The 13,251-nt window shown below is 64.7% G+C and carries 12 protein-coding genes; 6 read left to right on the plus strand and 6 right to left on the minus strand.

Going from position 1 to position 13,251, the window contains the following annotated elements; translation table 11 throughout:
• Nucleotide 1: 1 nt before the first annotated feature.
• Both ACLP9N_RS35145 and ACLP9N_RS35150 read left to right on the plus strand, forming a co-directional pair.
• The gene (locus ACLP9N_RS35145; RefSeq protein ID WP_442411718.1) at nucleotides 2–811 is read left to right on the plus strand and encodes an acyl-CoA dehydrogenase family protein; all 810 of its coding nucleotides are present in this window, start codon (nucleotides 2–4) and stop codon (nucleotides 809–811) included.
• A gap of 83 nt (nucleotides 812–894) precedes the next feature.
• On the plus strand, nucleotides 895–1,179 hold the full coding sequence (locus tag ACLP9N_RS35150) for a DUF4190 domain-containing protein (protein WP_442411719.1): 285 nt from the start codon (nucleotides 895–897) through the stop codon (nucleotides 1,177–1,179).
• A 35-nt stretch (nucleotides 1,180–1,214) separates the two neighbouring features.
• Here the strand turns inward: ACLP9N_RS35150 and ACLP9N_RS35155 are convergent, their stop codons facing one another.
• Nucleotides 1,215–2,390: an acyl-CoA dehydrogenase family protein gene (locus ACLP9N_RS35155; protein WP_442411720.1), complete on the minus strand. Its 1,176-nt coding sequence runs from the start codon at nucleotides 2,388–2,390 to the stop codon at nucleotides 1,215–1,217.
• A 248-nt stretch (nucleotides 2,391–2,638) separates the two neighbouring features.
• Here ACLP9N_RS35155 and ACLP9N_RS35160 point away from each other — a divergent pair, with 248 nt between their 5' ends.
• The 4 genes from ACLP9N_RS35160 (at nucleotide 2,639) to ACLP9N_RS35175 (ending at nucleotide 6,382) form a co-directional block, all read left to right on the plus strand.
• Nucleotides 2,639–3,298, plus strand: a complete 660-nt coding sequence (locus tag ACLP9N_RS35160) for a TetR/AcrR family transcriptional regulator (RefSeq protein WP_442411721.1) — start codon at nucleotides 2,639–2,641, stop codon at nucleotides 3,296–3,298.
• Nucleotides 3,299–3,419: 121 nt separating this feature from the next.
• Nucleotides 3,420–4,622 carry a cytochrome P450 gene (locus tag ACLP9N_RS35165; protein ID WP_442411722.1) on the plus strand — a complete coding sequence of 401 codons (1,203 nt, stop codon included), beginning with the start codon at nucleotides 3,420–3,422 and terminating at the stop codon, nucleotides 4,620–4,622.
• Nucleotides 4,623–4,661: 39 nt separating this feature from the next.
• Nucleotides 4,662–5,522, plus strand: a complete 861-nt coding sequence (locus ACLP9N_RS35170; RefSeq protein WP_442411723.1) for a mycofactocin-coupled SDR family oxidoreductase — start codon at nucleotides 4,662–4,664, stop codon at nucleotides 5,520–5,522.
• Between the two features lie 11 nt (nucleotides 5,523–5,533).
• Nucleotides 5,534–6,382, plus strand: coding sequence for an SDR family NAD(P)-dependent oxidoreductase (locus ACLP9N_RS35175; protein WP_442411724.1), 849 nt, complete (start codon nucleotides 5,534–5,536; stop codon nucleotides 6,380–6,382).
• Nucleotides 6,383–6,395: 13 nt separating this feature from the next.
• On the opposite strand, the gene ACLP9N_RS35180 is transcribed toward ACLP9N_RS35175, so the two are convergent.
• The 5 genes from ACLP9N_RS35180 to ACLP9N_RS35200 all read right to left on the minus strand — a co-directional run bounded on the left by ACLP9N_RS35180 (nucleotide 6,396) and on the right by ACLP9N_RS35200 (nucleotide 13,233).
• Nucleotides 6,396–8,819, minus strand: a complete 2,424-nt coding sequence (locus ACLP9N_RS35180) for a CaiB/BaiF CoA transferase family protein (protein ID WP_442411725.1) — start codon at nucleotides 8,817–8,819, stop codon at nucleotides 6,396–6,398.
• The gene (locus tag ACLP9N_RS35185; protein WP_442411726.1) at nucleotides 8,819–9,799 is read right to left on the minus strand and encodes an enoyl-CoA hydratase/isomerase family protein; all 981 of its coding nucleotides are present in this window, start codon (nucleotides 9,797–9,799) and stop codon (nucleotides 8,819–8,821) included. The genes ACLP9N_RS35180 and ACLP9N_RS35185 overlap by 1 nt, the downstream gene beginning before the upstream one ends.
• Nucleotides 9,800–9,801: 2 nt before the next feature.
• Nucleotides 9,802–10,941, minus strand: a complete 1,140-nt coding sequence (locus ACLP9N_RS35190; protein WP_442411727.1) for a M24 family metallopeptidase — start codon at nucleotides 10,939–10,941, stop codon at nucleotides 9,802–9,804.
• Nucleotides 10,931–12,100 (minus strand): M24 family metallopeptidase, encoded by a 1,170-nt coding sequence (locus tag ACLP9N_RS35195; protein ID WP_442411748.1) that lies wholly within the window; start codon nucleotides 12,098–12,100, stop codon nucleotides 10,931–10,933. The genes ACLP9N_RS35190 and ACLP9N_RS35195 overlap by 11 nt, the downstream gene beginning before the upstream one ends.
• A gap of 71 nt (nucleotides 12,101–12,171) precedes the next feature.
• Entirely contained in the window at nucleotides 12,172–13,233 is a 1,062-nt protein-coding gene (locus tag ACLP9N_RS35200) for an amidohydrolase family protein (RefSeq protein WP_442411749.1), read from the minus strand.
• Nucleotides 13,234–13,251 lie beyond the last annotated feature (18 nt).

Below are 13,251 nucleotides of genomic sequence, written 5' to 3' on the forward strand. Positions count from 1 at the left end.
CATGGATCCCGAGGCGCTGCAGATGCTGGCCGACTCGCTGCGCACGACGATGAGCGCGGCCTCAGGAGCCAAGCTCGACGCGGCGCTGTCCGACGTCGGCTGGCTGGACATGCTCGACGAAATCCCCGATGTGGCAGTTCCTCTGGTGTTCCGGCTGCTCGGCGAGACTGGCGCGCACGCACCCGTGCTCAACGACGTCGTACTGCGTGCGGGCGGGCGCGCGCCCGGCGGTACGGCGCCGCTGCCGTTCGCGGGCGGCTCCTGGGTGACCTGGGAACGAGGCGGTGTTGGCGAAGGCCCCACTTCGGCGATCGACAGCGAGCTGCCGATACACTCTGTGCGCGAAGGAGATCCGCTGCCGATGGCAGCGCTGGCCGCGGGCCGGCAAGCCGTCGGCTGGTGGCTGCTGGGCGCCAGCCGAGCCATGCTTGCATTGGCGCGCCAGCATGCCCTGGACCGCGTTCAATTCGGCCGGCACATCGGCTCGTTCCAGGCGATCCGGCACCGGTTGGCCGAAACGCTCGTCGCGATCGAGGGCGCCGAAGCAACGCTACATACCGCGAGCGCCGAACCGGACGAGCTGGCCAGTTTGCTGGCCAAGGCCGCGGCCGGCCAGGCGGCGCTGACCACCGCGCGGCATTGCCAGCAGGTGCTCGGCGGGATCGGATTCACCGCCGAACACCAGCTGCACCGCCACATCAAGCGGTCGTTGATCTTGGATGGATTGCTCGGCAGCGCGCGCGAGTTGACAAAGGAGGCCGGAGTGGCGTTGCGGGCCAAAGGTTTTGCGCCACGGCTGGCACAACTTTAACGTCTGCGCGCCGACGGCTCCCGCTGATACCGAAGTAGCGTCATCAACACGTGTCGCTCGCGACGGGTCTAACATGGGCACACATGAGCAGACCGGTTCTTCGTCGGCAGACCCCGGAAGCACCTCGAAACGAGTTCGGTGTCGCATCGCTGATCTTGGGCTTGGTCGCACTCATCACCTGCTGGTTGCTGATCGGGGTCCCCTTTGGCATCGCAGCTGTCATCACTGGCGATATCGGCCGGGGACGAGTCAAGCGCGGCGAAGCAGATAACCCCCGTACCGCGATGGCCGGCATCGTGTTAGGAGCGGTAGCCATCGTGGCAGGGCTCGTGGCCATCGGCTATTGGGCCTGGTTGGACTCCCACTAGACCATTCGCCGTCGCCAAATGACCACTCGCAGCGCCTAGTTGCGCGGCAGCCCAAGTATTCGCTCGGCGATGATGTTGCGCTGGATTTCCGACGTCCCGCCGGCGATGGTCGCCGCGAAGGTGCGCACATACCGGTCGAACCAGCTGCCGTAGTGACTGTCCAGGTTCAGTGGGGCGTATCGGGCGGTGACCGCGCGGAGCACGAGCCCGTCCGGCCCCTTGGCACTCAGCGCGTCCTCGCAGGCACGTTGCATTGCCTCCGAGCCCAGCAGTTTGAGCACCGACTGAGCCGGTACATCCTCTTCACCGCGAGCGGCCTTGGCCAAAGTCGCCGACCCCAGTAGTTGCAGCGCGTGGCGATCCATGACCAGGGTCGCGTAGCGGTCGCGCTGCAGCGCCCCGGATGGACCGAATTCGACTGTCAGCGCGTGCAACATGTCGGCATAGTCCATCCACAACATGGCGCGTTCGTGGCCCAGCGAACCGGTCGCCACCCGCCATCCGGCATTCAGCTCCCCCACCAGATTCTCGGCCGGCACCCACGCGTCAGTGAAAAATACTTCGTTGAAGTCCACGTCCTCATGGTCTGACACCGAACCGAACGGACGGCGCACCACACCGGGGGTGTCGGTCGGAATGAGTAATGCGCTGATGCCCTTGTGCTTTGGCGCCTCGGGGTCCGTACGCACGAACGTTAGAAGCACATCCGCGTGGTGGGCGCCGGACGTCCACACCTTCTGCCCGTTGACCACAAAGTGGTCGCCGTCAAGTACCGCCCGCGTTTTCAGCGACGCCAGGTCCGATCCCGCGCCGGGTTCGCTCATGCCGAGCGATGCGGTCATCTCGGCCCGCAGAATCGGCACTGCCCAGCGCTGCTTTTGGGCCGGCGTTCCAAACGACAACAACGAGGCGGCGATGATGCCCAAGCCCTGCGGATTGAAGCTTTGATACATCCGCCGCCGGGCCAGCTCTTCCATGTACACGTATTGCTGCAACAAGGTGGCGTTGCGTCCACCGAACTCCGGTGGGTTGCCGGGCAGCAGCCAGCCGTTGTCGAACAGCAGTCGTTGCCAGCGGCGGGCCCACTCCGGGATGTGCGAACTCGACCGCGGCCGCTCCAGCGTGTCCGCTTCGGCGGGCAGGTGCGTATCCAAGAAGGCCACGAATTCGGCCCGGAACGCCTCGACCTCGGCGTCAAAGGTCAGCTGCACAGCAATTCTCCGGTCGGTTTCGGCTGGACAACCATTGGCAGATCAAGATTTCCACGTTCTCTGCAACGGCGCGTTCTATTCTTGCGATTCCGCTTCCATACACACCTGCAAGAGAATAGTATTCTCGTCGTGAGAAAGTTACACTCTCCAACACGTCGTCCGTGAGGGGGTCGAGCGCAGCGATGGCACGGCGTTCTCCGGTAGAGTCCAATCATGTTCTCCAATCGCGGCAATCCTCCGAGCCGCCGGTGACCAGCCCTAGCGAGGAGCCTGCCTGGAAGCAGCGCGCAGTCGAGCGGTCCATCAAGACCGCGAAATTGCGGGCGGCACAGCGCGTTCAGCGCTTCCTCGATGCTGCGCAGGCCATCATCATCGAAAAGGGCAGCACGGACTTTACCGTCCAGGAGGTCGTGGACCGTTCCCGCCAGTCGCTGCGGAGCTTCTACCTGCAGTTCGACGGCAAGCATGAGCTGCTGCTCGCACTGTTCGAAGACGCCCTGAGCCGCTCCGCCGACCAGATCCGCGCCGCGAGCGAAAGCCAGTCCGATCCGCTCGAGCGGCTCAAGGTCGCCGTCGAGCTGCTCTACGAGGCCTCACGTCCGGATCCAACGGCGAAGCGGCCCCTGTTCACCGACTTTGCGCCGCGGTTGCTGGTCACGCACCCAACTGAGGTCAAGGTGGCTCACGCACCGCTGCTGGCGTTGCTGACCGAACTCATGGAGGCCGCCCACGACGCCGGCGAATTGCGCGCGGAGGTCAACCCCAAGCGGATGGCTGCCATGACGATGCAGACCGTCATGTTCATCGCCCAGTCCAGCGGCGGCTCCGACGACGCGACGGTCCATCCCATCTCCGCCGACGAGGTGTGGGACTTCTGCTCACGCGGATTCGTCGGCACGTCCGCCTGAGACCGCTCGGCCGCCGAGCCGAGCAACTATCGCACCGCATTTGCCTGTGAGAATCGGGTTCTCTAATATTCAGAATCACAAATCCCTGGCACGACGCGGTTCCGGCGAGAGGCGATAATCGGTGACAGTCAGCGCGGCCAACGATGTCTACTTCGACCCCTACGACGTCGAGCTGAACGCCGACCCCTACCCGATGTCTCGGCGGCTGCGCGAGGAAGCCCCGCTGTACTACAACGAGCAGCACGACTTCTACGCCCTGAGCCGGTTCGATGACGTAGACCACGCGCTGGTCGATTACCAGACCTTCAGCTCGGCCAGAGGCGCGATCCTGGAAATCATCAAGGCCAATATCGACATCCCGCCCGGGACGGTCATTTTCGAGGATCCCCCGATCCACGACATCCACCGCAAGTTGCTGTCCCGCATGTTCACTCCACGCAAGATCAACGAGCTGGAGCCCAAGATCCGCGAATTCTGCGCTCGCAGTTTGGATCCGCTCATCGGCGCGAGCGGCTTCGACTTCGTCGCCGACCTTGGCGCGCAGATGCCCATGCGGGTGATCGGCATGCTGCTGGGCGTTCCCGAGGAAGATCAAGAAGCCGCACGCGATTTCGCGAACGCTCAGCTGCGCACCGAGGCCGGTAAGCCGATGGAGACCTCGATGGCTAATGTCGCGAGCCCCGACTTCTTCGGCCAGTACATCGACTGGCGCGCCGAGCATCCCTCCGACGACATCATGACCGAACTGCTCAACGTCGAGTTCGAGGACGAGACGGGGGCCGTCCGCCGGCTGACGCGTGATGAGCTCCTCACCTATATCGGCGTGGTGTCCGGCGCCGGTAACGAGACCACGACGCGGCTGATCGGATGGGCCGGCAAGGTGCTGGCCGAACATCCGGACCAGCGGCGAGCGCTGGCCGAGGACCCGTCGTTGATTCCGGCTGCCGTCGAGGAGTTACTGCGCTACGAGCCGCCGGCTCCGCACGTTTCGCGCTACGTCACCCGTGACATCGAGTACCACGGCCAGCGGGTGCCCGAAGGCAGCGTCATGATGATGCTGATCGGAGCGGCCAACCGCGACCACCGCCAATTCCAGCCGGACGGAGACGTTTTCGACATCCGACGCGAGATGCACCAACATCTGACGTTCAGTGTCGGCACCCATTACTGCCTCGGCTCGGCGCTGGCGCGCCTGGAGGGCCGGATCGCGCTCGAGGAGATCTTGAAGCGCTTCCCCGAATGGGATGTCGACATTGCCGAATGCAAGCTTTCCCCCACGTCCACCGTGCGGGGTTGGGAGACAATGCCGGCCGTTCTCCGCTGAGACGTGCCGGTCGGATCGAGTCAGGAATTGAGGTATGTCATGACTGAAGACCGTGAAGGGCGAGTGGCAGGCAAAGTCGCTTTCGTCACCGGGGCGGCGCGCGGTCAGGGCCGTAGCCACGCGGTGCGGTTGGCGCAGGAGGGCGCCGACATCATCGCCGTCGACATCTGCAAGCCCATCCGCGAGGGACTCACGGACACCGCGATTCCGGCATCCACCCCCGAGGATCTGGCGGAGACCGCTGACCTCGTCAAGGGCCACAATCGCAGGATCTACACGGCCGAAGTCGACGTGCGTGACTACGCCGCCTTGAAGGCCGCCGTGGACAGCGGCGTCGAGCAACTCGGCCGGCTGGACATCATCGTGGCCAACGCGGGCATCGGCAACGGCGGCGCAACTCTGGACCAAACCAGCGAAGAAGACTGGACCGAGATGATCGACGTCAACCTGGCGGGAGTGTGGAAAACCGTGAAAGCCGGTGTCCCGCACATCCTGGCCGGCGAACGGGGTGGGTCGATCATCCTGACCAGCTCGGTCGGCGGCCTCAAGGCCTACCCGCACACCGGTCATTACGTCGCCGCCAAGCACGGCGTCGTGGGGCTCATGCGAGCCTTCGCAGTCGAGTTGGGGCAGAAGATGATTCGCGTCAACTCGGTGCACCCCACGCACGTCGCCACCCCAATGCTGCACAACAACGGAACGTTCAAGATGTTCCGGCCAGATCTGGAGAACCCGGGCCCCGACGACATGGCCCCGATCTGCCAGCTGTTTCACACGCTGCCGATTCCGTGGGTGGAGCCGCTCGACGTCAGCAACGCGGTACTGTTCTTCGCTTCCGACGAATCCCGCTACGTCACCGGCGTGACCCTGCCCATCGATGCGGGTAGCTGCTTGAAATAGAGTTCCGTCATATGGACGGATTCGTTTCTGGTTTTGGGGGCCGCGGAACGGTAATCACAGGCGGTGCGAGTGGCATCGGTTTGGCCACAGCCACCGAGTTCGCTCGGCGCGGCGCCAAAGTCGTGCTCGCTGATGTCGATAAGCCCGGCCTGGAACAGGCCGTCGCGCACCTGAACACCGAGGGCTTCGAAGCGCATGGCGTGTTGTGCGATGTACGGCATCTCGACGAAGTCACTCATCTCGCGGACGAGGCTTTCCGCCTGCTCGGGCAGGTCGACGTGGTATTCAGCAACGCCGGCATCGTCGTTGCGGGTCCGCTCGCGCAGATGACGCACGACGACTGGCGCTGGGTGATCGACATCGACTTGTGGGGCTCGATCCATGCCGTCGAGGCGTTTTTGCCGAGGTTGCTCGAGCAGGGCACGGGCGGCCACATCGCCTTCACAGCGTCCTTCGCAGGCCTGGTGCCCAATGCCGGCCTCGGAACGTACTGCGTTGCCAAATATGGCGTCGTCGGCTTGGCGGAGACGCTGGCTCGCGAGGTCAAAGACGACGGCATCGGTGTCTCGGTGCTCTGCCCGATGGTCGTCGAAACCAAGTTGCTCTCCAACTCCGAACGAATCCGCGGCGCTGATTACGGACTGGCGTCCGCGCCCGATATGACGGGTGGGCTCGGGCCACTCGCGGCGCAGGACGACACCCTCGACGTCGACGACGTCGCCCGGCTCACAGCCGACGCGATTGAAGCCAACCGGCTCTACGTCCTGCCGCACGAGGCAGCCCGTGCCTCGGTCCGGCGCAGGTTCGAACGCATTGACCGCGCCTTCGACGACCAGGCCGCCGAGGGCTGGCGCCACTAGCACCGACAACGACTTAACCTGGTGCCCGGCCGATGATGCCGTTGGCTTCCAGGTCGGCGATTTCTGCTGCGGTCAAGCCGAGCTCGGCGAGCACCTCGTGGTTGTGCTGCCCAAGCAGCGGCGCGGGTCGAGTGTGAAACGTGTCGGGGCCGCCGGACGACCTCATCGCCACGGTGCTGAAGTTGGCCCTGCCGTGCACCGGGTGGTCGACGACCTCGAAGAAGCCGCGGAACGACAGCTGATCCAACTCCGGCTGGCGATGTGGCTGCATCACCTTCGCCACCGGCACCCCGGCATCCCACAGCGTCGTTACGATGTCATCGCCGCTGCGGTGCTCACACCAGGCGGCCAGCTGGCCGTCGATCACATCGTGGCGAGCTCGACGCCCGGCCGTATCCGCCAACACGGGATCCGTTGCCCAGGAGGGCGATCCGAGTGCCTCGCACAGGCCGTTCCATTGCGAATCCGTTTCCACTGCGATAGCGACCCAGCTGTCGAGTCGGCCGAACTCGTCGACGTCGGCGGTGCGGTAGAGGTTCTGCGGCGCCGCTGTTGGCCCGCGGTTGCCCGCGCGTTCCAGCAGTGCCCCGTAAGCGGAGTACTCGACGATCTGCTCGGCGGAGATGCTGAGCGCGGCATCGACCATCGCCGCCTCGACAAGCACACCCTGTCCGGTGCGGCGGCGGTGCTCCAGCGCCAGCAATAGTGCGTTAATCGCATGCACGCCTGCGTTGGGATCACCGATCGAGTACGGCTCGAAGGGCGGTCGGTCGGGATAGCCGGTCAGCCAACTCAGGCCGGCCGCGGATTCGATGACATAGGCGAACGCCGGGTTGTCGCGCCACGGTCCATCGAGGCCGAACCCGGGCATTCGCATCATCACCACGCTGGGCTGAAGTGTTTGCACTGCAGCGAAATCCAGCCCGATCTGGTCCAGCACCCGCGGCGTGAAATTTTCCACGACCACATCGCATGTCGCTATGAGCCGGCGCAGCAGCTCCCGCCCGCGCGGGTGCTGCAGGTCCAGCGTCACACCCTTCTTGTTGGTGTTCAGCGCCGTGAAAATCGGTGACTTCTCCCACCACTGGTCCTCGGTGACGGGCACGCCGGCGATTAGTCGGGTGCCGTCGGGGCGACGGGTGGATTCGACGTGGATGACCTCGGCGCCGAGCATGGCCAGAAAGTGGGTGCAGCATGGACCGGCCCAGAACGTCGTCATGTCCACCACCCGAAGCCCGGTGAACGGCAACCGTTCTGCAACAGAATTCGGCGCCGGCCGCGGGATCAGGCTCGCGGCACGATACTGCTCGGTGTGCTCTCCCAGCCGCGGCGCTGGCTGCGGCGATCGCAGCTGTGCCGGCTGCATCCGGTATGGATGGCCCGGCTGCTGAAATCCATCGCGCGGGTTGCGGATGAACGAACCACGCTCGACGAAGTGATCCAGCGTCGTGACGTTGGCGCCGTTGCCCACTGGCGCGTTGGGGATCCGGAAAGCCGTTGCAAGCTCGCGGATCTCGTCGACCGAATTGTCGGCCACCCAGGCATACAATTTGTCGGCATAGACGTTGGCCTGCTCGGTGATCGTCAGCGGCGATTCCTCGTCGATCCACTCGGGGTGACCGACCATCGCACACAGGTCAAACCACTGCTGTGCGGTGCCACATCCGATGTCCACCAGGCCGTCTTTGGCCTCTGCCACCCCCGGCACCGTCAGCCGCCGGGCGTCTCGCCATGGCCGTCCGAGCACCTCGAAGTAACTGACGGGGTAGTAAGTCAGGCCCAAGATTTGTGTTTCCAGCATCGACAGGTCCAGCAGTTCTCCTGTCCCACCACTGATCCGGCGGTGGCGCGACGTCAGCGTGGCTGCACTGGCATAGGCTCCGGCAAAGTAGCCGCCGACCTGGCCGCCGACAAATACCGGCGCGCGCTCTGGATCGCCGCGTCCGAGCCCGACGATTCCTCCCGACCACGCCTGCAGCGTGAATTCCGTTGCGGCGCGGTCCCGCCATGGACCCTCAAGCCCGAACGGTGTGATCGAGGTGACGGTGAGGTGTGGGTTGCTGCGGTGGATTGCTTCAGGTGTAAAGCTTACGTGCTCAGCCACTTTCGAACCGGCAGACCACACCACGGCGTCCGCCGACGCCAGCAGCCGGACGACGAACGCGACGTCTTCGTCGTTCGCAGGGTCGGCGACAACACTCTGTTTCGAGCTCGCCAGAAAGCTGAATAATGCACCGTCGCTGCCGGCCTCGATGGCGGCATCCGAAGCCGACCACGAACGCAGCGGATCACCTTCTGGTGGCTCGACTTTGATGACATTTGCGCCACCGTCGGCCAGTAACTTGGTGCAGTAGGCGCCCGCTATTCCGGTGGACAGGTCGACCACCGTGTAGCCGGCCAGCGGCGGTTCGGCCGAGGGCTGGACTGCTAGGACCACTAGTTCTTTCTCTTCCCCTTGGAGTCCTTCTTGCGCGCCTTCTTGCTCAGGCGCCATTCCGGGGGGAACTTGCCGTCGTTGTCTTTGACCGCGTCGCCCAGACCACGTTCGATCGCGTCAGCAAGCGTCAGCTCGTCGCCGGCATCCGGACGGACGGTGCTCCCCAACGACTCGAAAACACCGCTGAGCATGCTGCCCAGATATTCGCCCTGGAACTGCTTCATGATTTCGAAGAAGACCTTCTGCATGAACACGGTGTCGGTGGGGCGATTGCGCGCGCAGGCCAGCGCGTACTTCTCCACCTCTGCTTCGAGTTGGTCTCTGGGGACCACGCTATTGAGAAAGTTGCAGTCGTACATCTCGGCGGCGGTGAAAGCCCTTCCGGTGAATACCATTTCCTGAAACTTCCGAATGCCCATGGTCTGCGCCCACCACCACATTCGCGGTCCCCAGCCGTAATAGCGAAACGACGGATGCCCGAACAGTGCGTCGTCGCTGGAGATCACCAGGTCGGCGTCGGCCGCCTGGTAGAAGTGCCAGCCATAGCAGTAGCCCTTGGCCTCGAGAATGCTGATCTTCTTGAAATCCTGCAGCCCGCGGATGCCGGAGTTCGGGTTGGCATACCACTGTCCGAGGGTGGCGCCGCTCCGGAACGAGCCTTCAGGCGGATATCTGACCTCGCCGACGCCGACTCGGTACTCGGCGAGCCGCGCAGCTTGGTCCGCCGAATCCCGCACCCGCATGGCCTCGGTGAGATCCGCGCCCGACCCCAGATCGTCGCCGGCGCCGCGGACCACCAGCACCTTGACGTCGTCGTCGATGCCGGCCCGGTGCAACAGATCGGCGTAGCGCAGGCGCGCGGCGATAGTCGGTGCATTGAGGTAGTCCGGCCGCTCGAACGTGATGGTGGCGATGCGGGTCTTGACGTCCTTGTCGTAGCGGATGATCTCCTCCGCCGGTGGCTCCGACTTTTCGGCCATCGCTAGACATGCCAGAACGGGCTCGAGGTCAGTACCTCGGGACCGTCTTCTGTAATCAGGACCGCCTCTCGCCCGAATACCGCTCCGACTCCCTGTTCCCAAACGTAGCCCGTCACGGCGAGCACCATCCCTGGCTCCAGCCGTTCGTGGGCCGCGGTCGCGGGTAGATGCTTGGAGACGACAGGCGGGTCGAAGCCCATGCCCAGCCCCCGCGCCACCGGCATCGGCGGCGCCGGCTCGCCCGCTGCTTGGTAGGCGGCAATCAATTCCCCCGCCCCGGCACCGGGTCGACATGCGGCGATCAGTTTGGCCCACAGGCCTTCCCAGCGCTTGTACAGTGCGGCAGCGCCAGTGACGCCGTGTTTCTTGTCTGCGGGCCAGGTTCGCCCCACCTCGCCGACGTAACCACCGGCCAGAACTCCGGCAGAGAACGCCACCAGATCGCCGTCCTGGATGCGGCCTTGAACTCGACCAGTCCCGTTTGCCCGTCGCCACGGATGCTCTCGTGAAGTCACCCATGCGACATCCTGATTCGACGGGGTACTCACGCCGCCGGCCGCCGCGGCCTCCAACAACGCGCCCGCCAGAGCTTGTTCGGTTACCCCTGGCCGCAACTCGGACACCGCGGCGGCTAGCGCGGATTCGGCCACCGCGACCGATTCGCGCAGCGCGGCGACTTCCTCGGCCGTCTTGATACGCCGGGCGGCACGCATCGCCAGCTCCCCGTCGACCAGCTCGGCATTGGGAAACGCCGTCGGCAGCAGCTGCGCGAAAACCGGTGACAGCGCGTCGGTTCCGACGCGGCGAGCGGTGGCAGTGCCATCGATGCGTTGCAGAGCCGCCATGGTGTTCATTGGATTCCACGAGATGCCGTAGAGATGCTCGTGCGGGATGTCCTCGGGAACACCTTCGTCCCAGGTGCTGAGCAGATGAATTGCACCGGTCTCGCGTACCAGCACGCAGGTCGGGCCGAACGGCCGGGTCCCGGCGACCCACAACTGCGGCGCACCTGTGACGTACCGGACGTTGGCTTGCCGCCCCAGGACCAGGACATCGAGGTCATGGGCCGCCATCTGCTCCAGCGCCCGTTGGCGGCGGCCCGAACGGAGCGTGCGCTCGTCGGGCAGGACTTCAGTTGCCATACGGGTCATAGGGGTAGTCGGTCAAACGGATCCAGCCTTCCTCGGTGATCACCAGGACCTCTTCGCTGCGGTAGCCGCCGGTGCCGTCTTCCCACACCACCGGTTCCAGAACCAGCACCATCCCGGCTTGCAGAACGAAATTCTCGTCGAACTCCTGCCCGAGATCAGTTCCGATCATGGGCATTTCGGCGGCATTGACACCGATACCGTGTCCCAGGTAAAAGTGCGGCAGCCACGGCTTGGTTCCGCCATTGGCCTTGATTGCCGCCCTGCCCAGGTCCGCGGCGGTGGCGCCGGCCTTGGCGACATCCAGGACTGCGGTCATGATCGTGAACCATTTGTCGAACTGCGCCTGCTGACGTGCCGACGGGCCCCGGCCGACGATCCAGGTGCGTCCGAAGTCAGAGCAGTAGCCCTGGTACGTGATGCTGACGTCGGTCCACAACACATCACCTTCAGCCAACTCACGCTCGGTGCTCAGCAGCGGCAGCGCCAAGTCGCCGTGCGTGGTCCACACGCCCTCGGCCTTGCTCGGCGGCATCACTTGCCAGATTGGTTCGAGCATGCTGGCGGTGGCCCCCAACTCGAAGGCGCGGCGCAAAAAGCTTGCCGACAAGTCGATCTGGCGTATTCCGGGGGCCAGACGCTTGTGCACCTCGACCATTGCCTCGTCGGTGATCCGGATCGCGGTGCGCATGCACGACAATTCGTCCGGAGTCTTGATCGACTTGGCGGCGCTGACGATGGCCGCGGCGTCGACCGGAGCACCGTTGGGGAACAACAGCTTGGCAGCACTAGACATGGCGCCCGTGCACTCATCGATCCCGACCACCGCCCCGGCCGGAATCAGGTCAGCCAGCAGCCGCGCGAAATCGGCTACCCCTTCCTCGAATTCGAGATAGACCGGCCCGTGCAGGTGATCGGCGGGCAAGTCCGACTCCTGCGAGGCACCTTCGCGAAACGGCAGGAACAGGTGCGGCCACTCGTCATTGGCGAGCACCACCGCCACCGGGCGCTCTACGTAGGACAGCCCGGCATCGCCGAGCGGCCAGCTCGCTCCGGTCGCGTAGACCACGGCGCTGTTGCCCAGCAGGATCATCGCGTCGACGCCGCGGTCGGCCATCGCCGCGCGCAGCCGCGCCCCCGTCTCGCGCCGCATCCGGGTCAGATCCGGGTTCTCGGGAATCACCAAGGCTTCAACGGCAGCGCTGCCGGCCTGAGCAAAAGTGGTCACAGGCCAAGGAATTCCGTGATATTGCCGCTGACGATGCGGGCCGCATTCTCCGGCCCGACCGCTTCGACGACGGCCGCCAGCGACTTCTCGGAATATCCGTACGTGCTTTCGTTGTGCGGATAATCGCTGGACCACATCACCCTGTCCATACCAATCTTGTCGATCAGCTGCAGGCCCAGTGGGTCGACCATGAACGACGCGCGCATGTGATTGTCCCAGTAGTACCGCACGTCGTGCTCCAGCGGCCGGTTGAACATGTGCTGATAGGACGCCACCAGGTGCTCGGCATCCTGCAGGGCCCACGGCACCCAGGCGATCCCGCCCTCGAACCAGCCGATCCGCAGCCCGGGGTGCTGATCCAGGATTCCGCCGAAGATGTACTTAGAGAACGTCTCCCGGAATCCGTCGATGTTGATCATCATCCCGACGACAACGCTGTTGAACTCGCACGGGCTTTTCGGCGGGGTCTCGCCGATGTGGTGCGTGACCGGAACACCGGAGGCCTCGATCTCGTCCCAGACCGCGCTCATGGTGGTGCTCGCGTAGTCGATAGGGTTGCCCTCGTCGTCCTTGCCTGGGTTCAGCGGCATTAAAAACGTCTTGAGCCCCAACGATTTCAGCTCGGCCAGTGTCCGGCGCGTGCCCTCCGGATCCCACCAGTTGATCAGGCCGGCACCGTAGAAGTGGCCGTCGGAGCGCTCCTGGATCTCCGCGATGTACTCGTTGTAGATGCGAAAGGCGAGCTCGCGAAGTTTCTTGTCCGGGTAGTGGAAGAGCGCCAGAACCGCGTTGGGGAACGCCAACTCCTTATCGACGCCGTCCTCGCGCAGCTCCTGGATGCGGGCTTCGATGTTGGTACTCGCCGCCCCCGGCAGATCGTCGTACTGCATCAGCACCGCGCTGAAGTCACCCGGCAGGAACGACTGGCCCTTGCGCCCCACCTGATAGGCGCCGTCCTCGTACCAGATGCGTGGCGCCTTGTCCTTGAGGTCGTCCGGGAAGCGTTCGTAGAAGATGTCGGCGGCCAGGGAGATGTGGTTGTCCGCCGAGAAGACCACCGTTCCTTCCGGCAGGCC

This window comes from Mycobacterium sp., assembly GCF_052144515.1.
Taxonomy (GTDB): Bacteria; Actinomycetota; Actinomycetes; order Mycobacteriales; family Mycobacteriaceae; genus Mycobacterium.